Source organism: Streptomyces toxytricini (genome assembly GCF_014649915.1).
GTDB classification, from domain to species: Bacteria; Actinomycetota; Actinomycetes; order Streptomycetales; family Streptomycetaceae; genus Streptomyces; species Streptomyces toxytricini.
The window spans coordinates 248,999-271,085 of sequence record NZ_BMTY01000009.1 but is presented as its reverse complement, the minus strand read 5'-3'; the positions used below and the strand labels follow the sequence as shown (position 1 = coordinate 271,085).

The 22,087-nt window shown below is 72.7% G+C and carries 23 protein-coding genes; 9 read left to right on the top strand and 14 right to left on the bottom strand.

The genetic code is table 11. The features are described from left to right. The first annotated feature begins 127 nt into the window (after positions 1-127). A complete protein-coding gene (locus IE170_RS14105) occupies positions 128-700 on the top strand; it encodes a GNAT family N-acetyltransferase (protein ID WP_189809678.1) in 573 nt (190 codons plus the stop codon). Positions 701-704: 4 nt separating this feature from the next. On the opposite strand, the gene IE170_RS14100 is transcribed toward IE170_RS14105, so the two are convergent. The 7 genes from IE170_RS14100 to IE170_RS14070 all read right to left on the bottom strand — a co-directional run bounded on the left by IE170_RS14100 (position 705) and on the right by IE170_RS14070 (position 8,876). Beyond that, on the bottom strand, positions 705-2,240 hold the full coding sequence (locus IE170_RS14100; protein ID WP_223856223.1) for a P-loop NTPase family protein: 1,536 nt from the start codon (positions 2,238-2,240) through the stop codon (positions 705-707). A gap of 46 nt (positions 2,241-2,286) precedes the next feature. Then, positions 2,287-3,705: an ATP-binding protein gene (locus tag IE170_RS14095; RefSeq protein WP_114058155.1), complete on the bottom strand. Its 1,419-nt coding sequence runs from the start codon at positions 3,703-3,705 to the stop codon at positions 2,287-2,289. Positions 3,706-3,723: 18 nt separating this feature from the next. After that, positions 3,724-5,259 carry an SCO6880 family protein gene (locus IE170_RS14090; RefSeq protein ID WP_189809707.1) on the bottom strand — a complete coding sequence of 512 codons (1,536 nt, stop codon included), beginning with the start codon at positions 5,257-5,259 and terminating at the stop codon, positions 3,724-3,726. Between the two features lie 17 nt (positions 5,260-5,276). Further along, a complete protein-coding gene (locus tag IE170_RS14085; RefSeq protein ID WP_189809677.1) occupies positions 5,277-6,602 on the bottom strand; it encodes a hypothetical protein in 1,326 nt (441 codons plus the stop codon). Next, positions 6,592-7,419 (bottom strand): hypothetical protein, encoded by an 828-nt coding sequence (locus IE170_RS14080; RefSeq protein ID WP_189809676.1) that lies wholly within the window; start codon positions 7,417-7,419, stop codon positions 6,592-6,594. Before IE170_RS14080 ends, IE170_RS14085 begins: the two co-directional genes overlap by 11 nt. Before the next feature lie 103 nt (positions 7,420-7,522). Then, positions 7,523-7,831 (bottom strand): DUF8827 family protein, encoded by a 309-nt coding sequence (locus IE170_RS14075; protein WP_042818271.1) that lies wholly within the window; start codon positions 7,829-7,831, stop codon positions 7,523-7,525. Positions 7,832-8,033: 202 nt separating this feature from the next. Further along, entirely contained in the window at positions 8,034-8,876 is an 843-nt protein-coding gene (locus IE170_RS14070; RefSeq protein WP_189809675.1) for a pentapeptide repeat-containing protein, read from the bottom strand. Positions 8,877-8,967: 91 nt separating this feature from the next. Here IE170_RS14070 and IE170_RS14065 point away from each other — a divergent pair, with 91 nt between their 5' ends. From IE170_RS14065 to IE170_RS14050, 4 genes are all read left to right on the top strand, one after another. Next, entirely contained in the window at positions 8,968-9,756 is a 789-nt protein-coding gene (locus tag IE170_RS14065) for a thioesterase family protein (RefSeq protein ID WP_189809674.1), read from the top strand. A gap of 71 nt (positions 9,757-9,827) precedes the next feature. Then, entirely contained in the window at positions 9,828-11,423 is a 1,596-nt protein-coding gene (locus IE170_RS14060; RefSeq protein WP_189809673.1) for a serine/threonine-protein kinase, read from the top strand. Positions 11,424-11,481: 58 nt separating this feature from the next. Next, the gene (locus IE170_RS14055; RefSeq protein ID WP_189809672.1) at positions 11,482-12,513 is read left to right on the top strand and encodes a C40 family peptidase; all 1,032 of its coding nucleotides are present in this window, start codon (positions 11,482-11,484) and stop codon (positions 12,511-12,513) included. Between the two features lie 193 nt (positions 12,514-12,706). Further along, a complete protein-coding gene (locus tag IE170_RS14050; RefSeq protein WP_189809671.1) occupies positions 12,707-13,426 on the top strand; it encodes a phosphatase PAP2 family protein in 720 nt (239 codons plus the stop codon). 197 nt (positions 13,427-13,623) lie between these two features. On the opposite strand, the gene IE170_RS14045 is transcribed toward IE170_RS14050, so the two are convergent. Both IE170_RS14045 and IE170_RS14040 read right to left on the bottom strand, forming a co-directional pair. Next, complete coding sequence (locus IE170_RS14045; RefSeq protein ID WP_189809670.1) at positions 13,624-13,860, bottom strand: hypothetical protein; 237 nt, start codon at positions 13,858-13,860, stop codon at positions 13,624-13,626. Between the two features lie 88 nt (positions 13,861-13,948). After that, positions 13,949-14,161, bottom strand: coding sequence for a hypothetical protein (locus IE170_RS14040; RefSeq protein WP_189809708.1), 213 nt, complete (start codon positions 14,159-14,161; stop codon positions 13,949-13,951). Between the two features lie 130 nt (positions 14,162-14,291). Between IE170_RS14040 and IE170_RS14035 the strand changes: the two genes are divergently transcribed. Both IE170_RS14035 and IE170_RS14030 read left to right on the top strand, forming a co-directional pair. Further along, positions 14,292-15,128, top strand: coding sequence for an SCO4651 family lipoprotein (locus IE170_RS14035; RefSeq protein ID WP_223856224.1), 837 nt, complete (start codon positions 14,292-14,294; stop codon positions 15,126-15,128). Between the two features lie 148 nt (positions 15,129-15,276). After that, a complete protein-coding gene (locus IE170_RS14030) occupies positions 15,277-15,429 on the top strand; it encodes a hypothetical protein (RefSeq protein WP_162793084.1) in 153 nt (50 codons plus the stop codon). 79 nt (positions 15,430-15,508) lie between these two features. Here the strand turns inward: IE170_RS14030 and IE170_RS14025 are convergent, their stop codons facing one another. After that, positions 15,509-15,859 carry a metal-sensitive transcriptional regulator gene (locus IE170_RS14025; RefSeq protein ID WP_223856225.1) on the bottom strand — a complete coding sequence of 117 codons (351 nt, stop codon included), beginning with the start codon at positions 15,857-15,859 and terminating at the stop codon, positions 15,509-15,511. Between the two features lie 192 nt (positions 15,860-16,051). Here IE170_RS14025 and IE170_RS14020 point away from each other — a divergent pair, with 192 nt between their 5' ends. Beyond that, a complete protein-coding gene (locus IE170_RS14020) occupies positions 16,052-16,672 on the top strand; it encodes a DUF47 domain-containing protein (RefSeq protein WP_125541117.1) in 621 nt (206 codons plus the stop codon). Positions 16,673-16,677: 5 nt separating this feature from the next. Continuing rightward, the gene (locus tag IE170_RS14015) at positions 16,678-17,676 is read left to right on the top strand and encodes an inorganic phosphate transporter (protein ID WP_189809669.1); all 999 of its coding nucleotides are present in this window, start codon (positions 16,678-16,680) and stop codon (positions 17,674-17,676) included. 113 nt (positions 17,677-17,789) lie between these two features. On the opposite strand, the gene pstB is transcribed toward IE170_RS14015, so the two are convergent. The 4 genes from pstB to pstS all read right to left on the bottom strand — a co-directional run bounded on the left by pstB (position 17,790) and on the right by pstS (position 21,936). Then, positions 17,790-18,566, bottom strand: a complete 777-nt coding sequence (gene pstB, locus IE170_RS14010; RefSeq protein WP_189809668.1) for a phosphate ABC transporter ATP-binding protein PstB — start codon at positions 18,564-18,566, stop codon at positions 17,790-17,792. Positions 18,567-18,594: 28 nt separating this feature from the next. Continuing rightward, the gene (gene pstA, locus IE170_RS14005; protein ID WP_189809667.1) at positions 18,595-19,677 is read right to left on the bottom strand and encodes a phosphate ABC transporter permease PstA; all 1,083 of its coding nucleotides are present in this window, start codon (positions 19,675-19,677) and stop codon (positions 18,595-18,597) included. Next, complete coding sequence (gene pstC / locus IE170_RS14000; protein ID WP_189809666.1) at positions 19,677-20,666, bottom strand: phosphate ABC transporter permease subunit PstC; 990 nt, start codon at positions 20,664-20,666, stop codon at positions 19,677-19,679. Before pstC ends, pstA begins: the two co-directional genes overlap by 1 nt. A 133-nt stretch (positions 20,667-20,799) precedes the next feature. Then, positions 20,800-21,936 (bottom strand): phosphate ABC transporter substrate-binding protein PstS, encoded by a 1,137-nt coding sequence (gene pstS, locus IE170_RS13995; RefSeq protein ID WP_189809665.1) that lies wholly within the window; start codon positions 21,934-21,936, stop codon positions 20,800-20,802. Positions 21,937-22,087: the final 151 nt, after the last annotated feature.

Genomic DNA, 22,087 nt, shown 5'->3' with positions numbered 1-22,087 from the left:
GTAGGACGCCGCCGAACAATCATTGTGGGTTAGCCCCGCACCAGCTCTGGTGCGGGGCTTTCCTGCGTTTCAGGGCAGGTTGAAACAGCGGTGCGGTACAGGCCGGCCCGTGATTGGATCCGGGTGCATGGAACAGTTTGTGATCCGCCCCGTACGCACCGACGAATGGCAGAAGGTCAAGGCCCTCCGCCTGGAGGCCCTCGCCGACCCGCTCGCGCCCATGGCGTTCCTGGAGTCCGTCGAGGACGCAGCCGCCAAACCCGACGCGTACTGGCAGGAACGGGCGCGCGGGGCGGCCAAAGGCGTGCACCTCCGGCAGTTCATCGCAGAGACGCCCGACGGGCAGTGGGTCGGCTCCGTGTCCGCATTCGTCGAGCCGGTCGGCGGGGCCGACTTCCTCGAGCGGACCGTCGACATCGACCAGGGGCACCTCGTCGGCGTGTACGTACGGCCCGAGTGGCGCGGGCGCGGGCTGACCGACGCCCTCTTCGCCGCCGCGCTCGACTGGGCGTGGTCGCTGGAGGAGCCGCGGCTGGAGCGCGTCCGGCTGTTCGTGCACGAGGACAACGCACGGGCCGGCGGCTTCTACCGGCGGTACGGGTTCCGGCCGAGCGGGCTCGTCATCCCCAAGCCCGGCGACCCGGCGGCGAAGGAGCTGGAGTACGTGTTCCGCCGGCCCGCACCGGCAGCCCGGGGTTAGGCGGTCAGGGAGCCGGCGTACGGGCCCCCGGCCGGGGCGGCGCCGGTGCGTCGGCCGGGGGTTCCGCGGGCCACTGCGGCCAGCGCGAGCGGGCCTGTTCGCGGCTGCGGCACAGCGCCAGCAGCGGCAGCGCGTCCTCCGCGAGGAGGTCGGGCAGCTGCGGGATCGGGGCGACGGCCGCCACGTCCTCCAGGACCAGGGTGAGTGGTGGGTCGAGCCGGCCGTGGGATGACCGTGCGGCCATGCGGCGGCCGTGCTCGACCACGCTCGACGCGAGTGCGGTCAGCAGCGGCATCGCACCCGGGTGGGCCGCGGGGTCCTCCACGGATTCGCCCACCACATAAAGGGTGCCCCCCTCCTGCAGGAACGATGCCAGCGTCAGCGCATCCGTTCGGTTCGGATTGCAGGCCTCGCGGATGTGAACCGACGTCAGGCACGCCAGGGAGCGGCCCGTCAGATGCCTTGCCTGGTCGCGGCGTTCGGGGTGGGCGGTGAGTGCGCTCTCCAGCTCCCCGGCCGCCCCCGCCGCCGCCTGCGGGTGCGTGCGCAGGATTCGGACCGCCTCCTGGACGCCGGCGCCCTGCGCCCACCGGTGCAGCTGCTTGAACGGGCGGCCGTCCAGCGCGGCCGCCTGAAGCCAGCTCCGCAGCAGGGTCTCCGCCGTGTCGGCGACTGCCTCGTCCATGCGCGCCCGCGGCCGTACGGGGGCCAGCAGGGCCGTCGCGCGGGCGGCCGCCGTTTCCCGGTCCGTGCAGCCCTCCGCCGGGTTCCAGTGCATGCGGGCCGGGGTGTCGCACAGGTGCGACGGGTCGTACAGGAGGACCGGACCCAGCTTCGCGCGGGCGTCCTTCGTGTCCGCCCACAGGGCCGGGGAGGACGTCACGACGAGCGCCGCACCCTCCGCGGCCGCGAGGTGGCCCGCGGCCAGGCGGCGGCGCTCGCCCGGGCCCCCGTACGCCAGACGGCCCGCCGGAGCGGCGGAGGAGACCCCGGCGCGGGGCGGGTGGCCGAAGCCGTACCGGTACGCCTCGTCCTTCGGCCCGGCAGCGGCCGGGGCGGGGACGACCGGTGCCGGCTTCGCCACCGGCGGCTGTGGCGGGGCCGGCTCCGGCTCCCCAGCCGGCTCGGGCTCCGGATCCGCCTCGGGCGGGACGCTGCGGGCGAGGGCCCGGCGGGCCTTCGTGCGGGCGACGGCGCCGATCACGAACACGGTGAGCACGAACAGGACCAGCAGCTGCCCGACGAACAGCCCCCAGAAGAGCCCCCAGCCCGACAGTGCCGCCGGGTCCGCCGCCGGCCAGGCACCCGGCAGATCGTGCGGCTCCGCTATCAGGGCCCGTACGGCGTCGGGCGTGCGGCCGAACGTGACGGCGGCCGGCCAGGCGCCCTTCGCGAGGAGCGCGGCCAGCCCCGTCGACGACCAGACGAGCAGAGCCAGCCCGAGGAGGAACGCGAGCAGGGCGACCAGGAGGCCGTCCGGGATGCCGCGGGAGGGGGCGGGGCCGGGGCTGGCCGGGTGTCTCGTGCCGCTCTCGTGCATCTGGTGCCTCTCGTGCCTCTCGTGCTCCTCGGGGCTTGTCCGCCCCTCACGCCACGGTCGTCGCGGATCCCGGTCCGCCGCCCTGGTGGCGTTCCATGAGCAGGGCGCGCTGCTCCGCCTCCAGTTCGGCCGCCAGGAGGTCGTCGGGGAGGGGGTGCGCGGTGGCGGACTCGGTCATCGCGCGGTCGGTGTAGACGAGGGGGCGTTCGGCTTCGGTGATCAGGTGTTTGACGACCTGGACGTTGCCGTTGACGTCCCATACGGCGATGCCCGGGGTGAGGGTGGGGATGATCTCCACCGCCCACCGGGGCAGGCCGAGGACGCGTCCGGTGGCGCGTGCCTCGTCGGCCTTCTGGGCGTAGATCGTGCGGGTCGAGGCCATCTTGAGGATGGCGGCGGCCTCGCGGGCGGCTGCGCCGTCGACGACGTCGGACAGGTGGTGGACGACGGCGACGAAGGACAGGCCGAGGCGCCGGCCGAACTTGAGGAGGCGCTGGAAGAGCTGGGCGACGAAGGGGCTGTTGATGATGTGCCAGGCCTCTTCGACGAGGAAGATGCGCTTCTTGCGGTCCGGGCGGATCCAGGTGTGCTCCAGCCACACGCCGACGATCGCCATGAGGATGGGCATGGCGATGGAGTTGCGGTCGATGTGGGAGAGGTCGAAGACGATCAGGGGGGCGTCGAGGTCGATGCCGACGGTGGTGGGCCCGTCGAACATGCCCCGCAGGTCGCCGTCGACGAGGCGGTCGAGGACGAGCGCGACGTCGAGGCCCCAGGCCCGTACGTCGTCTATGTCGACGTTCATGGCCTCGGCGGAGCCGGGTTCGGGGTGGCGGAGCTGCTCGACGATGTCGGTGAGGACGGGCTGGCGGTCGCGGATGGTGTCGACGACGTAGGCGTGGGCGACCTTCAGGGCGAAGCCGGAGCGTTCGTCGAGGCCGTGGCCGAGCGCCACCTCGATGATGGTGCGGAGCAGGGCGAGCTGGCCGGTCGTGGTGATGGCCGGGTCGAGGGGGTTGAGGCGGATCCCGCCGTCGTTGGCGGCGACGGGGTCCAGGCGGATGGGGGTTATCCCCAGCTGCTGGGCGATGAGGTTCCATTCGCCGACGCCGTCCTCGCCCTGGGCGTCGAGGACGACGACCTGGCGGTCGCGGAAGCGGAGCTGGCGCAGGACGTACGTCTTCTCCAGTGCGGACTTGCCGTTGCCGGACTCGCCGAGGACGAGCCAGTGGGGGGCCGGGAGCTGCTGGCCGTACAGCTGGAAGGGGTCGTAGATGTAGCCCTTGCCGCTGTAGACCTCGCGGCCGATGATCACACCGGAGTCGCCGAGGCCGGGGGCGGCGGTGGGCAGGTAGACGGCCTGGGCCTGGCCGGTGGAGGTGCGGACGGGCAGGCGGGTCGTCTCGACCTTGCCGAACAGGAAGCTGGTGAAGGCGTCCGTGAGGGCGGACAGCGGGTCTCGCATGGCGGCCTTTCCCTCCAGCTAGCGTCGGATGCCGGTGGCGAACGGCAGGGTGTTGACGAAGGCGCGGTGGTGTTCGCGGTCGCACCACTCCAGCTTCAGGTAGGACTTGCCGGCCGAGGCGCGGATGGTCCTCTTGTCGCGGGCGAGGGCCTCCGGTGAACGCGAGGACACGGTGATGTACCCGACGAGGTTGACTCCCGCCGCACCGCTGGCGAGATCTTCACCTCTTTGGTCGAGCCGGCCGTGGGCGGCGATGTCGCGCGGGTCGACGGTGCGGTTCATCTTGGCGGCGCGGGAGGCGTCGGCCTCGTCGTTGGTCTTCTCCGTGAGCATCCGCTCGATGGCGATCTCGGTGGGTTCGAGGTCCATGGTGACGGCGACGGTGCGGATGACGTCGGGGGTGTGGACGAGGAGCGGGGCGAGGAAGTTCACGCCGACGGGGGTCATGGGCCACTCCTTGATCCAGGCGGTGGCGTGGCACCAGGGTGCGCGGGTCGAGGACTCGCGGGTCTTGGCCTGGAGGTAGGTGGGTTCGACCGCGTCGAGTTCGGCGGGCCAGGCGTTGCGCTTGGTCATGGCCTGGATGTGGTCGATGGGGTGGTCCGGGTCGTACATGGAGTGGACGAGGGAGGCGAGGCGGCCCTGTCCGAGGGGCTGGCGTACCCGGATGTCGGCTTCGGCGAGGCGGGCGCAGATGTCGGTGAGCTCGCGGGCCATGACGATGGCGAGGCCGGAGTCGCGGTCGAGCTTGCGGCCCTTGCGGCCGCCGGCGCGGGCGATGGTGTGGGCCTCGGCGGCGAGTTCGCGCGTGTAGTGCATGCAGGCGACGAGGTAGGCGCGGTGCTGCTCGGAGGAGGTGGAGACCATCGACTGGAGCTGGTCGTAGGAGTCGCGCAGCCAGACGGGGGCGGTGGGGTCGCCGCGCTGGATGACGTCCTTGGCGTGGGCGTCGGGGTCGGCGGGCAGGGTGCGGGCGAGCATCTGCAGGCGGGTGACGAAGCCGTCGCCGTTGGCGACGTGCTTGAGGAGGGTGCCGAAGCGGTCGACGAGGGCCTCCTGGTCCTCGCTGTCGCGCAGGCCGACGCCGGGGCCCTCGATCTCGATGGCGGCAGTGACGGTCCTGCGGTCGGCGTGCAGGAGGACGGCGATCTCGTCGGGGCCGAAGGGGGCGGAGAGCCAGCTGATGCGGCCGATGCCGGGGGGCGGGCCGACTTCGACCTCGCGGCCGTCGGCGCGGGTGCCCGCTTCCATGGCTCCGGAGCGGTACGCGGTGCCGCGGCGCAGGATGCGCTTGTAGCTGCGGTTGATCTCGTACCACTTGTAGAAGGTGCGGCCGCGGTAGGGGACGTAGACGGCGGCGAGGGCGAGCAGGGGGAAGCCGACGAGGGCGACGATGCGCAGGGTGAGGTCGGGGACGAGCAGTCCGCTCATCATGCCGAGGAACGCGCCCGCGATGATCAGGGCGATTTCGCCGGTCTCGCGGTTCTTGCCGATGACGGCGTTCGGCCGGGCGCGGCCGATGAGGTAGGTGCGGCGGGGCGCGACCGGGTGCATCTGGTGGGACTGGGCCGTCAACGCCCGTCACCTCCTGTGTTCCTCGTGCTCGGCGAGCTCGTGCGGGGCGCGGGTGCGGCGGCGGGGAGGGTTCCGCTGCCGCCGCCGGTGGGGCGGCTGCTGTGGGCGGCCACGCCTCCGGAGAGGGGGTTGGCGGGGGCGGGGGTGCCGCCGCCGGAGCGGTGGGCGCCGCGGCTGCTGTGGGTCTTGATGCCCTGGGAGACGAGGGAGGCCGGGCTGCTGATGACGGCGGCGGCCTGGGCGCCGTCTGTGGCCTTGGTGCGGCCGGCTCGGGCCGCGGCGATGTCGTCTCCGAAGCCGGGGACGAAGCGGTAGATCATCGCGGAGGCGAAGATGGCCAGCAGGATGATCGCGAGGCCGGAGACGACGGCGGAGAAGGCGTTCGGGCCCTTGTCGCCGGCGAGGGCGCCGGCGAGGCCGAGGACGATGACGATGACCGGCTTCACGAGGATGACGGCGATCATGATGCCGGCCCAGCGGCGGACGTGGCCCCAGAGGTTGCGGTCGACGAGTCCGGAGTAGACGACGACGCCGAGGAGGGCGCCCACGTAGAGGAGGGCGGCCCGGATGAAGAGTTCCAGGAAGAGGATGCCGGCGGCGAGGACGGTCACGAGGGAGACGACGATCAGCATGATCGGGCCGCCGCCGATGGAGTCGCCCTTCTTGAGGGCTTCGGTGAAGGAGCCGAAGAACATGTCGGTCTGGCTGCCGCCGGCGGAGGCGATGACCTCGGTGACGCCGTCGGTCGCGGAGACGACGGTGTAGAGGATCAAGGGGGTGAAGGCGGAGGCGAGGACGGTCAGCCAGAGGAAGCCGATGGCCTCGGAGAGGGCCGTGGCCAGGGGGACGCCGCGGATGGCGCGCTTGGCGACGGCGAGGAGCCACAGGACCAGGGTGAGGACGGTCGAGGCGGCGAAGACGATGGCGTACTGCTTGAGGAATGCGCTGTTGGTGAAGTCGACGTTCGCGCTGCCGTTGACGGCTTTGCCGAGCTCGGTGACGATCCAGGCGGCGGCGTCGGCGCAGCCCTTGGCGAGGGAGCCGAGGGGGTTGAGGGCGTCGGCCGGGTCGCTCGGGGCGAGGCCGGTGCGGGGGGCTCCGCCGGTGGCTGCGCCGTTGCCGCGCTCGCAGAAGTCCCTGGCGGGCCCCACGATCAGGTCGCACCGGTTGTCGTTCGGCGACGCCGAGGGGGACGGGGAGGCCGGGGGTGTCGCTGCCGGGGTCGTCGGCGGGGCGGCGTGGGCCCGGGCGGCGAAGAGGACGGCGGCGGCCTGTACGGCGGCCAGCGCGCCGGCGGCGCGCCGGATGGGGCTACCGGGCATAGGTGAAGCCTCCGTACTCCGTTGCTGCCTTGGCGATCTCTTCGGCTGTCGAGGCCGTGCGGTCGGTGTGGACGGGGGCGGGGCCGTCCTTCTGGGCGAAGCTGTCGACCTTCCAGTCGTTGTCCACCCGGCGAAGCGTCAGCGTCATGGTGAACCAGTCGTTGCTGACCGGGTTGGTCGAGCCGACGCCCGCGGTGCCGAAGACTCCGGTGCACCAGACCTCGACGACAGCTGCGCCGTCCGTGTATTTGACGGCCTTGGTGCCGACGGGGACGGTGCGGGACACGTAGGTCAGGCCCGGGGCGGCGTTCCCGTTGGCGTCCAGACCTGCCCGGTCGAGGAAGGGTTTGCCGTAGGCCTGGTCGAGTCTCGGTTCGATCTCGGCCACCTTGTCGGGCGCGAAGACCTGGCGGACGATCTGGCGGCGCATCTGCGGTTTGAGGATGTCCGCCGAGACCAGGGCCACCGCGTAGTTCGCGGCGGCCGACTGGGCGCCCTGTTGGTCGGCCGGGAAGCCCGTGGGGATGCCGGCGTTCTTGGCGTCGACCGGGCGGGTGCCGGTGGGGGACGTCGCGGAGGTGGCCGGGGTGTCGGCCGTGCCGGCGGGGTCGGGGGTGTCGCCGGACTGGTTGGCGAACGCGATGGCGGCGATCAGCAGGACCACCACGCCGACCACCGTGACCAGGCTGCGAGAGGCGCGGGGGGTGCGGCGGGGGGCGCCGTACGGGTCGGTGTCGGCCTCGGGGAGGCGGGTGCGGGTCTGGCCCGTGCCGCCGATCTCGCCGTGGCCGCCGCCGTACTGGTCGTCGTTGCTCATTGCCTGTCCGCCCCCTCCGCGTCGTACGACGGTAGTGCTGGTTCCCGCGTGGATGCGGTGTGGTGGTGATCGGGCCCCGGTCCGGATCCGGCGGGCGGTCCGGCTAGACGGCCATTCCGTAGACGATGGTGAAGAGCGTGCCGAGGGAGCCGATGATGAAGACGCCGGTGAGGCCGGCGACGATCAGGCCTTTGCCCTGTTCGGCGCTGAAGGTGTCGCGCAGCGCGGTGGCGCCGATGCGCTGCTTGGCGGCGCCCCAGATGGCGATGCCGAGGCAGAGGAGGATGGCGACCGCCATGATGACTTCGATCATGACCTTCGCCTCGTTGCCGAGACTGCCGAAGGGCCCCCAGTTGGGGGCGATTCCGCCGATGATGGTGGTGATGTCGCCCTTTTCGGCTGCCAGGATCATGTAACTCACCGCCCCTGTACGGGTAGTTCCGGTAGCCCGTGCCGACGGCATGGGTCACCCACTATCTTCGCTGATGAAACCCCGGTCATACGTCGACTTGACGGGCTTCTTTGCCCGGTGTCCCGGGGCTTGGCCCGTCCGGGGCCCTGACCTGCGGTGGTGACGGTGTGTTTGTCTGACGGTCCGATGGTCGGATGGTCCGTCAGGCCCAGTGGGCGGGGCGGGTGAGGCCGGGCGGAATCCTGGTGCTGCTGTCGCCCCGGGCGGCGCCGAGCTGGGCCTGGGTGAGGAAGAGGGCGTCGCGCAGGTCGGCTCCGCGCAGGTCGGTGTCGCGGAAGTCGGCGCCGATGAGGTCGGCGAGGCGGAGGTCGGCGCCGGAGAGGTCGGCGGCGATGAGGTAGGCGCCGCGGAGGTTGGCGCCGCGCAGGTCGGCTCCGGCGAGGCGGGCGCCCATGAGGTCGGCGCCGCGGTGGTTGCGGCGGCGGCCGGGGGCCTTGGCGCGGACGAGTTCGCTGGTCTCCAGGAGGAGGGTGTTGATGCGGCCGCGGAGGTCGGGGAGGTCGAGGTCGGCCGTGAGGGCGGCGGCGTCGGCGGCGGCCCAGCCGGCGGTCTCGTCGAGGAGGGTGCGCAGCCGGGCGTGCAGGGGGCGGGCGGCCGGGCGTGCGAGGGCTTCGGTGACGTAGAAGAGGAGCTCGTGGAGCTGCCGCATGAGGGGGAAGACCTCGAACATGCGGCGGGCGGTGCCGGGGTGGGTGCGCCAGTCCTCGCCGCCGAAGGTGATCCGGGAGACCTGCTGGCCGGCGCCGAAGCAGTCGAAGGTGGTGCAGCCCTGGAAGCCGGAGTCGCGCAGGCGGGTGTGGATGCCGCAGCGGAAGTCCTGGCGGAGGTTCTTGCAAGGGGTGCCGGCGGCCTTGTTCACGGCGAAGTCGTTCGACTTGGCGAAGGGGAGGGCGACGCAGCACAGGGCGAAGCAGTTCGCGCAGTCGGCGCGGAGGCGGTCCCTGTCGTGGGGGTCGGCGGCGGGGGTGGCGGGGGTGGCTGACACCTCCCCATTGTCACAGGCCGGGGCCGGGCGGTGTGCGGGAGCCGGCCGGGGGCCTGGTGCCGGGAATTACCGGCGGGTAGCGTCCGGGGGCATGGCGTTCTACGAGCGGATCGACGGGGAGCGGTTCCTGGCCACCGAGGACACGCGGGGGCCGTGGGATGCGGGAGCGCAGCACGCGGGGCCGCCGGCCGCGCTGCTCGGCCGGGCGGTCGAGCAGCGGGCGGGGGCGCGTCCGGACATGCGGATCGCGCGGATCACCTTCGACATCCTGCGGCCGGTGCCGCTGGGCGTGGTGTCCGTACGGGTGCGGGAGCTGCGGCTGGGTCGGAGCACCGAGGTGGTGGAGGCGGAGCTGGAGCCGGCGGGCGCCGGGCAGCCGGCGGTGGTGGCGCGGGCCCTGCGGGTGCGGGTGGCCGCGGACGGGGTGGTTCCGGCGGTGGCGGAGGGGCCGCGGCTGCCGCCGCCGGGGTCGCTGGCGCGGTCGCCGTTCTACGCGGTGCCGTGGGAGCGGGGGTACCACACGGCGGTGGAGATGCGGTTCGCCGAGGGCGGCTTCGCGGAGCCGGGGCCGGGGGCGTGCTGGATGCGGATGCGGGTGCCGCTGGTGGCGGGGGAGCCGGTCGGGGCGCTGGACCGGGTGCTGGTCGCGGCGGACTCCGGCAACGGGATCAGCGCGGCCGTCGACTTCGGGCGGTTCGTGTTCGTCAACAGCGACCTGACGGTGCACGTGCACCGGCACCCGGCGGGCGAGTGGGTCGGGGTGCAGGCGCGGACGAGCGTGGACCCGGCGGGGATCGGGCTCGCGGATGCGGTCCTGCACGACGAGAAGGGGCCCGTCGGGAGGGGCGCGCAGAGCCTTTTCGTGGCGCCGCGCCCCTGACGCCGCGCCGGGCGGCGGGGCCGGTCAACCCCCCTGCCGGGCGGGGAAGTCCGTGTGGCACCCTCTGGCGGGTGGAAGCCCTGACAGACACCGACCCCGCCCAGGTGGGGGCGCATGCCCTGCTGGCCCGGCTGGGTGCCGGAGCGCTGGGGCAGGTGTACCTCGCGCGGTCGCCCGGGGGGCGGCTGGTGGCGGTGCAGGTGGTCGGGTCGCGGACCACCGGGGATCCGGAGGCGCTGGCCCGGTTCAAGCGCGAGGCGGAGGCGGTGCGCGCGGTGCGGTCGGCGCACACGGCGGACCTGGTGGACGCCTCGCTGGCGGCGCCGCCGTTCTGGCTGGCGACGGAGTACGCGGCGGGGCCGACGCTGGCCCGCGCGGTCGCCGGGCGGGGGCCGCTGCCCGCGCCGACGTGCCGGAGGCTGCTGGCGGCGCTGGCGGAGGGGCTGGCGGCGCTCCACGCGTTCGGGGTGGTGCACCGGGGCTTCACGCCGGAGTGCGTGGTGCTCGCCGGGCAGGGCCCGCTGATCACCGGTTTCGGCTTCGCGCGGGACGCGGGCGCGCCCGGTTCCGCGGCGCCGGAGGTGCGTGCGGGGGCGGAGGCGGGGCCCGCGGCGGACGTGTTCGCGCTGGGGGCGCTCCTGGCGTACGCGGCGACGGGGCGGCCGCCGTTCGGTGCGGGCGGCGGGCCGCTGGACGTGGCCGGGGTGGAGCCGGGGCTGGCGGAGCTGGTCGCGGCCTGTACGCAGGAGGACCCGGCGCGGCGGCCGGCCCTCGCGGAGGTCGTGGAGCGGTGCGCCGGGGAAGGCGCCCTGGCGGACGATCCGGTGTACGCGGGGCTGGGGGCGCTGGGCGATGCGGTGCCGCGGCATGCCGTACGGGCGCAGGGGCCCGCGCCGGCGGGGGCGTACGGGTATCCGCCGCCGGCCGGGTACGCGCCGGCGGCGCCGTCGGCGCCGTCGGCGCCCGGCCCGCCCCGGCGGCGGCGCGGCCGCGCCGGGGCGTGGGCGGCGGCGGGGCTGGCGCTGGCCGCGCTGGGCGCGGTTGCGGTGTGGGGGATTCCGGCGGGCGGCGGGGGCGCGGCCGCGGACGCGGCGGCCGGGTCGCAGCCGGCGGCGCGGCCGTCGGCCGGGCGGTCGCCGGCGGATCAGCCCGGGCTGATCCGGCAGACGGCGCCGAACGCGGATTCCTGGGATCCGGTGCGGGGCGAGTGCCGGGGGCCGGAAGTGGAGGAGCGGCCGCTGACGGGGCTGCAGGGTGTGATCACGCCGGCCGAGCGGGACCCGGAGGGAGAGCTGCAGCCGGGGCGGGTGCGGGTCGCGTTCCGGTTGAAGGAGGCGGTGCCGGGGGCGCCGGCGTACCACCTTGCGGTGGTGGTGAAGCCGCCGCACGAGGTGGATGCGCAGGGGCGGCCCACAGGGGTGTCGGAGAACCGGCAGCTCGGCTTCGCCGCCCTGGCGCGCGATGTGCACGAGGGGGATGCGACGCAGTGGAAGTCGGTGGTGTACCCGGACGACTTCTCGATGGAGCTGGAGGGCCGCAGGGTGCCCGCGCCGGCGCCGGCGCAGGATCCCGGGGGGTGGACGGTGGTGTTCCGGCACGCCGTCTCGGATACGGAACACAAGAGCGTGTGGTGCCGCGGCTTCGACGTGGGGGCGCAAAAGGGATGAATCCGACACGAGTCGGTGAATCCCTGTGAATGTCCGTCCGATGGGGGAGGGTTGACGGGTGCGCAGATTCTGGAAGGTCGGCGGCGGTGCGCTCGCCGTGTTCCTGTGCTTCGTCGCCCTCCTGGTGATCGGCACGTACTCGGCGGCGGCGGGCATCGCGGGCGGCGCCGGCGGCCGCGCGCTCGGGCTAGCCAAGGGCGCCGTGCCGTCGAAGTACCAGGCGCTGGTGCAGAAGTGGGGCGTGCTCTGCCCGACCCTGTCCCCGGCGGTCCTGGCCGCGCAGCTGTACTCGGAGAGCGGCTGGAACCCGACGGTCGTCAGCCCGGCCGACGCGCGGGGCATCGCCCAGTTCATCCCCGGCACGTGGGCCACCCACGGGATCGACGGGGACGGCGACGGGGACCGGGACATCTGGGACCCCAACGACGCGATCCCCTCGGCGGCTTCGTACGACTGCGCGCTGGCCAAGGACGTCGGGAAGGTCCCCGGCGACCCCGTCGCGAACATGCTCGCCGCCTACAACGCCGGCCCCGGCGCGGTGTTCAAGTACCAGGGCGTGCCCCCGTACAAGGAGACGCAGGGGTACGTGAAGGCGATCACGACGCTGGCGAAGAGCTTCGAGCGGCCCGTCGGGCGGGTCGCCCCCTCGCAGCAGGCGGCCGGGGCGATCTACTTCGCGCAGAAGCAGCTGGGCACGCCGTACCTGTGGGGCGGCAACGGAACGCCCGACCAGGACGGGCGGTTCGACTGCTCGGGGCTGACGAAGGCGGCGTACGAGTCGGTGGGCATCAAGCTGCCGCGCGTCGCCAACGACCAGTACAACGCGGGGCCCCACCCCTCGCGGGAGGAACTGCTCCCGGGCGACCTGGTGTTCTTCTCCGACGATCTGACGAACTCGCGGGAGATCCGGCACGTCGGGCTGTACGTGGGCGGCGGCTACATGATCAACGCCCCTTACACGGGTGCGGTGATCCGCTTCGACAAGATCGACACCCCGGACTACTTCGGCGCCACGCGGGTCACCAAGGACGGGGCCGAGGCCCTGCCCGACCGCACCGCCGACGCGAAGGCCCCGGTCGACGCTCCGTGAAGCGCAGGCCCTGAGCTGCGGCGACGCATCACTCTTGGATAACGTTGCCGTGATCATTCCGTGGAGGGGGGAACCGCCCTGCCCGAGCAGGCGTTCCATGGTCACGGGGAGGATCGACACGGGGGGGTTTCGCGGGGTGCACACACGGGTGCACCCGTAGGGGAACCGAGCAAGAACAAGGGGCCGCATCGCCATGGCTGCACTAGCAACCGGTGGGCCGAACGTGGACGTCAGCCTGCTCTACGGCGTCAACGCGCTGGCCCGGTACGCCCCGGCCGCGGTCGACAGGGCCGTCGTCCTGGCCAGTTCCTTCGGCATCCCCCTCCTGATGGTGCTCCTCGTGCTGTGGTGCTGGCGCGGCGCCCGGCGGCAGGAGCCGGCCGCCGCCGCCGAGACCTTCGCCGCCCTGCTGTGGGCGCCGTTCGCCGCCGTCGTCGCGCTCGCCGTCAACGTGCCACTGCGTCAGCTCGTCGGGCGGAACAGGCCGTTCCACATGCATGAGGGACTGCACGTCCTGGAACCGGCCGCGAGCCAGAGCCTGTACTCCTTCGTCAGCGACCACGCCACCCTCACGATGGCCCTCGGCATGGGCCTGTTCCTCGCCCGCCGCCGCATCGGCCTCATCGGCATCGGCCTGGCCCTCGCCGAGGGGCTCAGCCGCGTCTACCTGGGCGTCCACTACCCCACCGACGTCGTCGGCGGGTTCGCCCTCGGCACCGCCGTCGTCCTCGTCCTCGCCCCGCTAGCCATGGCCGCCTTGACGCCCGCGGTGCGCGCGGTCGCCCGCTCCCCGCGGGCCGCCCGGCTCGTACGGGCCCGCGGCCTCGCGCGGCCCCGGCCGGTGGAGCTGGGCGGCGAGCGGGCCGCGGTCGGCGGCGGCGCCCGTACGCACGACAGCGACCTGGCGGCCTGACCGGCGGCACCGACGCGGCCGCACCCGCCGGCGACCTCGGCGTGCGCCGGCCACGGCCGGGCCCGGCCGTGCCTCGGACCCGGCCGCGGCTCAGGGGTGCCCGTAGGAGTCCCACAGGGACATCAGCGCTGCCGCGAGCAGGCACAGCCCGGCGATGCCGAAGCACAGCCGCACCGCTGCCGGCCGGTGCCGGGGTGTCACCGGTCGCCGCCCTCGGGGCCGCGGCCGCCCGCCTCCGCGTCCCGGCGGTGGCGCGCCCGCAGCCACAGCCCCGTCGCCAGCGCGGCGGCGCACGTCAGCCCGACGGCCAGGGCCACGTCGGCCGGGCCGTCGGCCGAGCCGGTCTGCCTCGCCGCGGCCGCGCCCGCGGGCGCGAGGACGAGGAGCAGCAGCCACGCGAGGAGGGCGGCGGCGCGGGATGCGGGTCCTGGCATGCCACCAGCGCACCCGCGGCCCGGCCGCCCCGCCAGCCGGCCGCGGCCGAACGGGTGACACCCGCGGCGGGCGGCGGCTGCGGCCCGCCTACGCGGCGCCGTGCTCCGCGGCGTCCCTGCGGGCCAGGTCGCGCGAGCGGCGGGCCGGGCCGCGCCAGCCGCAGCCGCACACCGCCAGGCAGAACGAGCCGCGCTCGGTCGTCGAAGCGGCGTGCGCGGTCGGCGGCTCCTGCGCGCCGGGCCGGATCAGCGGGAAGGTCTCGGGCTCGGGGGCGGGCGGCGCCCCGGGGTGCGGATCCACGCCGCCACGGTACCGGCGGCGCGGCGCGCCCGGGAGGCCCGCACCGTGACGGGAGGCCGCGGACCTCGTTAAACCGCAGCAGGTGGGGGCCTCGGACAAGCAGCGGTGATGCGTTGGGGGTTGGCAGGCGATGGTGGTGCACCAGCAGGGGCAGCGGCGCGGCCGGGCGGGCGAGGCGGTGCTCGCCGTCGGCGTGGCCGCGGTGGTCGCCGTGACGAGCGGGTGCGGCGGTTCCGCCGCCGCAGGGGACGACCGGCCCCCGGCGGACCCGGCGGCCGCCGTGCGGGCGGCCCCCGACCGGCTCGCCGCCACCGGGAGCGCGCAGGCCCGTACGGCCATGGAGATGGCGACCGGGGGCACCCGGGTCACCATCCGCGGCGAGGGCGGCGTCGACTTCAGGAACCGGATGGGACAGCTCCTGGTCATGCTCCCGGCCGACGCGGCGGGCAAGGAGGCGCACCAGCCCATCACCGAGCTGCTCGTCCCCGGCGCGCTGTACATGAAGAACCGGGGGGCGGGCGTGCCCGCCGACAAGTGGGTGCGCGTCGACACCGCCACCCTCGCGGACGGGAACCTGGTCACCGGCGGCGCGACCGACCCGCTGGCCGCCGCGGAGCTGCTGCGCGGCGCCCAGGACGTCCGCTACGTCGGCGAGACGGAGCTGGCGGGCACGAAGGTGCGGCACTACCGGGGGACGACCGACATCGGGCGGGCCGCGAAAACGGCTTCCCCGGGGATCAAGGGGGCATTGGAGGCAGCGGCGAAAGGGTTCACCACGGACACGGTGCCCTTCGACGCCTACCTCGACGAGGAGGGGCGGCTGCGGAAGGTCCGGCACCGCTTCAGCTGGGTCAACAATGGCGTGATCGATGTCTCCTCGACCACGCTGCTCTACGGGTTCGGCACTCCGGTGACCGTCGTATTGCCCGCAAGCAGGGACATTTACGCCGGGAAGATCGCCGAATAGCCGGCGGGAGGCACCGGGTGCCATGCCTTCGGACCATGGCGGGGTATCCGGAAATGGTCCATACGTGTCATGCGCACACCGCGGGCCCCTCCCTACGCTGGGCGCATCGCAGACCGATGTCCGATGGCGGCAGATCGAGGTGAGACGCGTGACCCCCGTGTGCGGTGCGACGGTGCAGGACCACGTGGCGCTGGCCGAGATCGAGCTGTGCGGCGAGCTGATCATCGCCGCCTCCGCCGCCGACGAGGAGCGGCTCAGCCAGGACCGGATCGACGAGGTCCTCATGGGGCTCGGCCTGTAGCCGCGGGCCGGGCGCGGCCCGTACCCCCTTCCCGCGGGGTACGGGCGCGACCGCTTGCTTGCGCGGCCGGGCCGGCGGCTCAGGTGCGCAGCAGCCGGGCGATGGCCTTCGTGGCCTCCTCGACCTTGGCGTCGATCTCGTCCCCGCCCTTGACGGCCGCGTCGGCCACGCAGTGCCGCAGGTGCTCTTCCAGCAGCTGGAGGGCGAAGGACTGCAGGGCCTTGGTGCTCGCCGAGACCTGGGTGAGTATGTCGATGCAGTAGACGTCCTCGTCGACGAGGCGCTGGAGGCCGCGGATCTGCCCCTCGATCCGGCGCAGCCGCTTGAGGTGCTCGTCCTTGCGGTGGTGGTACCCGTGCACCGCGTGCCCCTCGGGGGCCGCAGCGGTGCCGGCGCCGCATCCGGAGCTCTCCGCCTCGATGGCCGTCATGGGTCCTCCCGTGGTCCGCGACGAGTCCGGGGATACCCCCGACGGGTATAGGATACCGGGCCGCGCCCGCTGGGGCGGGGGCCCGCGGGCCCACTCTGCCTGATGGAGGACACGGGGAACGGCGGGTTAGCCGTGGCCGGAGCGAGCGCCTAGCATCAGGTGACCGAATCCGATGCACCCCGAGGACCACACGTGCGATTTCGTCTGACCCCCAGGGAGACGAGCTTCTACGACATGTTCGCCGCATCCGCGGACAACATCGTCACGGGCTCCAAGCTCCTGATGGAACTGCTCGGAGCGGAGCCACCCGCCCGGGCCGAGATCGCGGAGCGCATGCGGGCGGCCGAGCACGCGGGGGACGACGCCACCCACGCGATCTTCCACCAGCTGAACTCCTCCTTCATCACGCCGTTCGACCGCGAGGACATCTACTCCCTGGCCTCGTCGCTCGACGACATCATGGACTTCATGGAGGAGGCCGTCGACCTGGTCGTCCTCTACAACATCGAGGAGCTCCCCAAGGGCGTCGAGCAGCAGATCGAGGTCCTGGCGCGGGCGGCCGAGCTGACCGCCGAGGCCATGCCGCACCTGCGGACCATGGACAACCTGACCGAGTACTGGATCGAGGTCAACCGCCTCGAGAACCAGGCCGACCAGATCCACCGGAAGCTGCTCGCACAGCTCTTCAACGGCAAGTACGACGCCATCGAGGTGCTCAAGCTCAAGCAGATCGTCGACGTGCTCGAAGAGGCGGCCGACGCGTTCGAGCACGTCGCGAACACGGTGGAGACCATCGCGGTCAAGGAGTCCTGAACCCCGTGGACACCTTCGCTCTGATCGTGACCATCGGTGTCGCGCTCGGCTTCACGTACACCAACGGGTTCCACGACTCGGCGAACGCGATCGCGACCTCGGTCTCGACCCGGGCGCTGACCCCGCGCGCCGCCCTCGCGATGGCCGCGGTGATGAACCTCGCCGGCGCCTTCCTGGGCAGCGGCGTCGCCAAGACGGTCAGCGAGGGCCTCATCGAGACCCCGCACGGCTCCACCGGCATGTGGATCCTTTTCGCCGCCCTCGTCGGGGCGATCGTCTGGAACCTGATCACCTGGTACTTCGGCCTGCCGTCCTCCTCCTCGCACGCCCTCTTCGGCGGCATGGTGGGCGCGGCGCTGGCCGGCGGGATCGGGGTGATCTGGTCCGGGGTGGTCGAGAAGGTCGTCATCCCGATGTTCCTCTCGCCGCTGGTCGGCCTGCTCGTCGGCTACCTGGTGATGGTCGCGATCATGTGGATCTTCCGGCGGGCCAACCCGCACAAGGCCAAGCGGGGCTTCCGCATCGCGCAGACCGTCTCGGCCGCCGCCATGGCGCTGGGCCACGGCCTCCAGGACGCGCAGAAGACGATGGGCATCGTGGTGATGGCCCTCGTCATCGCGGACGTCGAGGAGGCGGGCGCGCCGATCCCCGTGTGGGTCAAGATCGCGTGCGCGGTCATGCTGTCGCTCGGTACGTACGCGGGCGGCTGGCGCATCATGCGCACCCTCGGCCGCAAGATCATCGAGCTGGACCCGCCGCAGGGCTTCGCCGCCGAGACCACCGGCGCCTCGATCATGTACACGGCGTCGTACCTCTTCCACGCGCCGATCTCCACGACCCACGTGATCACCTCGGCGATCATGGGCGTGGGGGCGACCAAGCGCGTCAACGCGGTCCGCTGGGGCGTCGCCAAGAACATCATCCTGGGCTGGTTCATCACCATGCCCGCCGCGGCCCTCGTGGCGGCGGTGTGCTTCTGGCTGGTCAACCTGGCCGTCGGCTAGCAGGCCGTACGGGCCCCCCGGGCCCCGGAGGCAGGAAAGGGCCGGCTCCCCCCACCCGGGGGAGCCGGCCCTTCGCCTTGCGGTGGCACCGCCATGCAGCACCGCAAGGCGGCTCAGCCGAAGCGGCCCGAGATGTAGTCCTCGGTCGCCTGGACGGAAGGATTGGAGAAGATCCGGTCGGTCTCGTCGATCTCGATGAGCTTTCCGGGCTGGCCGACCGCCGCGAGGTTGAAGAAGGCGGTGCGGTCCGAGACGCGGGCCGCCTGCTGCATGTTGTGCGTCACGATGACGATCGTGAAGCGCTCCTTCAGCTCGCCGATCAGGTCCTCGATGGCGAGCGTGGAGATCGGGTCGAGGGCCGAGCACGGCTCGTCCATCAGCAGGACCTCCGGCTCGACCGCGATGGCGCGGGCGATGCACAGGCGCTGCTGCTGGCCGCCGGAGAGCCCGGAGCCCGGCTTGTGCAGCCGGTCCTTGACCTCGTTCCACAGGTTGGCGCCCCGCAGCGACCGCTCGACGATGTCGGACAGGTCCTGCCGGCGGTGGCCGCCGTTCAGGCGCAGGCCCGCCGCCACGTTCTCGAAGATCGACATGGTGGGGAAGGGGTTGGGGCGCTGGAAGACCATGCCGACCGTGCGGCGGACGGCGACCGGGTCGACGCCGGGGCCGTAGAGGTTCTCGTCGTCCAGGAGCACCTTGCCCTCGACGCGGCCGCCCGGGGTGACCTCGTGCATCCGGTTCAGGGTGCGCAGGAAGGTGGACTTGCCGCAGCCGGAGGGGCCGATGAAGGCGGTCACGGAGTGCGGCTCCACGGTCATCGAGATGTCGTCGATGGCCTTGTGGGTGCCGTAGAAGGCGGAGAGGCCGCTGACGTCGATTCGCTTGGCCATGAGGGTCACTTCGCTTTCGTGCGGTCGCTCAGCGACCGGTCTTCGGGGCCTTCCAGCGGGCGATGCCGCGGGCCACCAGGTTGAGGATCATGACGAAGGCGATCAGGACGAGCGCTGCCGCCCATGCCCGGTCGTAGGAGGCGTCGCTGCCGACCTTGTACTGCTCCCAGATGTAGAGCGGGAGCGAGGACTGGGCGCCTTCGAAGGGGTTGCCGTTGATGAGCTGGGAGCCGAAGACCAGCAGCATGATCGGGGCGGTCTCGCCGGCGATGCGGGCGACGGCCAGCATCAGGCCGGTGGAGATGCCGCCGACGGCGGTCGGGAGGACCACCTTGAGGATCATGCGCCACTTCGGCACGCCGAGGGCGAGGGCGGCCTCGCGCAGCTCGTTCGGCACCAGCTTGAGCATCTCCTCGGTGGAGCGGACCACCACGGGCATCATCAGGATCGACAGGGCCATCGCGCCGGCGAAGCCGGAGGGGCCGAAGCCGAGCATCAGGTTCCAGGTCGTCAGGATGAAGAGCCCGGCGACGATGGACGGGATGCCGGTCATGACGTCGACGAAGAACGTCACGGCCTTGGCGAGCCGGCCCTTGCCGTACTCGACCAGGTAGACGGCGGTCAGCAGGCCGATGGGGGCGGCGATCAGAGTGGCCAGTGCGACCTGCTGGACGGTGCCCAGCAGGGCGTGGTAGACGCCGCCGCCCGGTTCGAAGCCGGTCACGCCGTTCATGGAGTGCGTCAGGAAGTGGCCGGTCAGGACCTTCATGCCGCGGCTGAGGGTGGTCCAGAGCAGCGAGACCAGCGGGATGACGGCGAGCAGGAAGCAGACCCAGATCACGGAGGTCGCGACGCGGTCCTTGGCCTGGCGGGTGTTCTCGACGACCGCGCTGGAGGCGTAGGTGGCGGCGACGAAGAGGAGCGCGGCGATCAGGCCCCACTGGACCTTGCTCTGCAGGCCGAAGGCGAGGCCGGCGGCGCAGCCGAGCAGGGTGGAGAGGACGGCGGTGGCGGCGGGCGCCCAGCGGGGCAGGCCGCCCCGGGTGAGGCTGCCGCCGGCGCGGGCCCGGCGGGCCCGGACGGGGCGCTGGTCCTGGATTGCGTGGCTCATCAGGCGTTCGCCCCCGAGTACTCCTTGCGGCGCGCGATGATCATGCGCGCGGCGCCGTTGACCAGCAGGGTGAGGAGGAAGAGGACCAGGCCGGAGGCGATGAGGGCGTCGCGGCCGAACTCGTTGGCCTCGTCGAACTTCGCGGCGATGTTCTGGGCGAACGTGCCGCCGCCCGGGTCGAGGAGGTGTCCGGAGATCAGGAAGCTCGGGGAGAGGACCGTGGCGACGGCCATGGTCTCGCCGAGGGCGCGGCCGAGGCCGAGCATGGAGGCGGAGATGACGCCGGAGCGGCCGAAGGGGAGGACGGCCATCCGGATGACCTCCCAGCGGGTCGCGCCGAGGGCCAGGGCGGCCTCCTCGTTCATGCGCGGGACCTGGAGGAAGACCTCGCGGCTGACGCTCGTCACGATCGGCAGGATCATGATCGCGAGCAGGATGCCGACGGTGAAGAGGGAGCGGGCGACGCCGGGCTGGGACTTGTCGAAGACGTAGGTCCAGCCGAGGTACTCGTCGAGCCAGAGGTTGAGTCCGGCGAGCTGCGGGACGAGGAAGAGCGCGCCCCAGATGCCGTAGATGATCGACGGCACCGCGGCCAGCAGGTCGACGACGTAGCCGAGGGGGGCGGCCAGCTTCCGCGGCGCGTAGTGCGAGATGAACAGGGCGATGCCGACGGCGATCGGGACGGCGATGGCCATCGCGATGACCGAGCTCACGACGGTGCCGAAGAGGAGGACCGCGATGCCGAAGACGGGCGGGTTCGCGGAGGCGTTCCAGTCGAAGGTGGTGAGGAAGTTGCCCTCGTTCTGCGACAGGGCGATGGCGGCCCGGTAGGTGAGGAAGACGGCGATCGACGCCATGATCACCAGGAGCAGGATCCCGGAGCCCTTGGAGAGCCCGGAGAAGACGGCGTCACCGGCGCGGCCGGCGGTCTTCCCGCTCGCGGAGACAGGCGGTGGCATGTCTGTCGGGGTGCGTGTGGTGGTAGCCATGGTCTTTCCGGTCTGGACGGGGGACGCGCCCCCTGGCGGCGGTGCACCGGATCCCCCCGCAGGCGGGGGGAGGGGCCGCGGGGCCGGGCCGGCCGGTGGTGCGGGCGGGCCCGGCGCTGCGCGGCTCGGGGGGTCAGGACAGCGAGTTGACGACCTCGCGGACCTTGCCGTTGATCTCGGCGGGGATCGGGGCGTAGCCGTGCTCGGAGAGGAGCTTCTGGCCGGCGTCGGAGGCGGTGTAGCCGAGGAAGGACTTCACGGTCGGCAGGGTCTCGGCCTTGTTGCCCTTGTCGCAGACGACCTCGTACGTCACCAGGACGATCGGGTAGGCGCCCTCGGCCTTGGTGGTGTAGTCGAGCTTGAGGGCGAGGTCGGAGCCGGTGCCGGTGATCTTCGCGGCGGCGATGGCCTTGGAGGCGCTGTCGGCGGAGGCCTTGACCGGGGCCGGGGCGCCGGTGTTCAGGTCGACCGTCTTGATGTTCTGGGCGGTGGCGTAGGACAGCTCGAAGTAGCCGATGGCGCCGTCGACCTGCTTGACCTGGGTGGCGACGCCGGAGGAGCCGGAGGCGCCGAGGCCGCCGGGGGCGGGCCACTTCTTCGCGGCCTCGTGGGGCCAGGCGTCGGGGGCGGCTGCCTTGAGGTACTTGCCGAGGTTCTCGGTGGTGCCGGAGTCCTCGGAGCGGTGGAAGTGCTGGATCGCCGTGGACGGCAGGGCGACGCCGGGGTTCAGCTTCTTGATCGCCTCGTCGTCCCACTTCTTGATCTTGTCGTTGAAGATGTTGGCGATCGTCGCGGCGTCGAGGTTGAGCTTGTCGACGCCGGAGAGGTTGTAGCCGATGGCGATCGGGCCGCCGACCATCGGCAGGTTGATCGCCTGGCCGCCCGTGCAGGTCTTCTTCGACTCCTCGACCTGCTCCGGCTTGAGCGCCGAGTCGGAGCCGGCGAAGGCGACGCTGCCCTGGTTGAAGGCGACGATGCCCTCGCCGGAGGAGGACGACTTGTAGTTGACCTCCACGCCGGAGCAGGCGGCCATGTAGTTCTTGACCCACAGGTCCACCGCGTTCTTCTGGGCGGAGGAGCCGGACGCGAGCAGCTTGCCCTTCGCGCCGTCGCACTTGATGTCGCCGGCGGCGGCCGACGGCTTGCCACTGGCGTTTCCGCCGGTGCCCGTGTTGTCGTCCGAGCCGCACGCCGTGAGGACCAGGGCGCCTGACACGACAAGCGCGCCGAGGGCGGAGGCACGAAGCATGTTCTTGCGCTGAAGCTTCACTTTCGGGTGTTCCTTCCAGAAGCCGCCGGCCGCTTTCGGTATCGGGGCGGCGTGCGAAGAGGACTACGTCTGTGGGCAGGGGGCCGCTGGATCCGGCCAGTGGCGCGCTGGGCGCACTTCCGAAATTAGGCAGATCAGGTGAAGTCATCAA

Excerpts from the sequence above, each read along its gene's own strand:
- IE170_RS14105 (WP_189809678.1), top strand. The coding sequence starts at position 128 with ATGGAACAGTTTGTGATCCGCCCCGTACGCACCGACGAATGGCAGAAG.
- pstC (WP_189809666.1), bottom strand. The coding sequence starts at position 20,666 with ATGGCTACCACCACACGCACCCCGACAGACATGCCACCGCCTGTCTCC.
- IE170_RS14035 (WP_223856224.1), top strand. The coding sequence starts at position 14,292 with ATGGTGGTGCACCAGCAGGGGCAGCGGCGCGGCCGGGCGGGCGAGGCG.
- IE170_RS14100 (WP_223856223.1), bottom strand. The coding sequence starts at position 2,240 with ATGCACGAGAGCGGCACGAGACACCCGGCCAGCCCCGGCCCCGCCCCC.
- IE170_RS14095 (WP_114058155.1), bottom strand. The coding sequence starts at position 3,705 with ATGCGAGACCCGCTGTCCGCCCTCACGGACGCCTTCACCAGCTTCCTG.
- IE170_RS14090 (WP_189809707.1), bottom strand. The coding sequence starts at position 5,259 with ATGCACCCGGTCGCGCCCCGCCGCACCTACCTCATCGGCCGCGCCCGG.
- IE170_RS14075 (WP_042818271.1), bottom strand. The coding sequence starts at position 7,831 with ATGATCCTGGCAGCCGAAAAGGGCGACATCACCACCATCATCGGCGGA.
- IE170_RS14085 (WP_189809677.1), bottom strand. The coding sequence starts at position 6,602 with ATGCCCGGTAGCCCCATCCGGCGCGCCGCCGGCGCGCTGGCCGCCGTA.
- IE170_RS14050 (WP_189809671.1), top strand. The coding sequence starts at position 12,707 with ATGGCTGCACTAGCAACCGGTGGGCCGAACGTGGACGTCAGCCTGCTC.
- IE170_RS14065 (WP_189809674.1), top strand. The coding sequence starts at position 8,968 with ATGGCGTTCTACGAGCGGATCGACGGGGAGCGGTTCCTGGCCACCGAG.
- IE170_RS14045 (WP_189809670.1), bottom strand. The coding sequence starts at position 13,860 with ATGCCAGGACCCGCATCCCGCGCCGCCGCCCTCCTCGCGTGGCTGCTG.
- IE170_RS14025 (WP_223856225.1), bottom strand. The coding sequence starts at position 15,859 with ATGACGGCCATCGAGGCGGAGAGCTCCGGATGCGGCGCCGGCACCGCT.
- IE170_RS14080 (WP_189809676.1), bottom strand. The coding sequence starts at position 7,419 with ATGAGCAACGACGACCAGTACGGCGGCGGCCACGGCGAGATCGGCGGC.
- pstA (WP_189809667.1), bottom strand. The coding sequence starts at position 19,677 with ATGAGCCACGCAATCCAGGACCAGCGCCCCGTCCGGGCCCGCCGGGCC.
- pstB (WP_189809668.1), bottom strand. The coding sequence starts at position 18,566 with ATGGCCAAGCGAATCGACGTCAGCGGCCTCTCCGCCTTCTACGGCACC.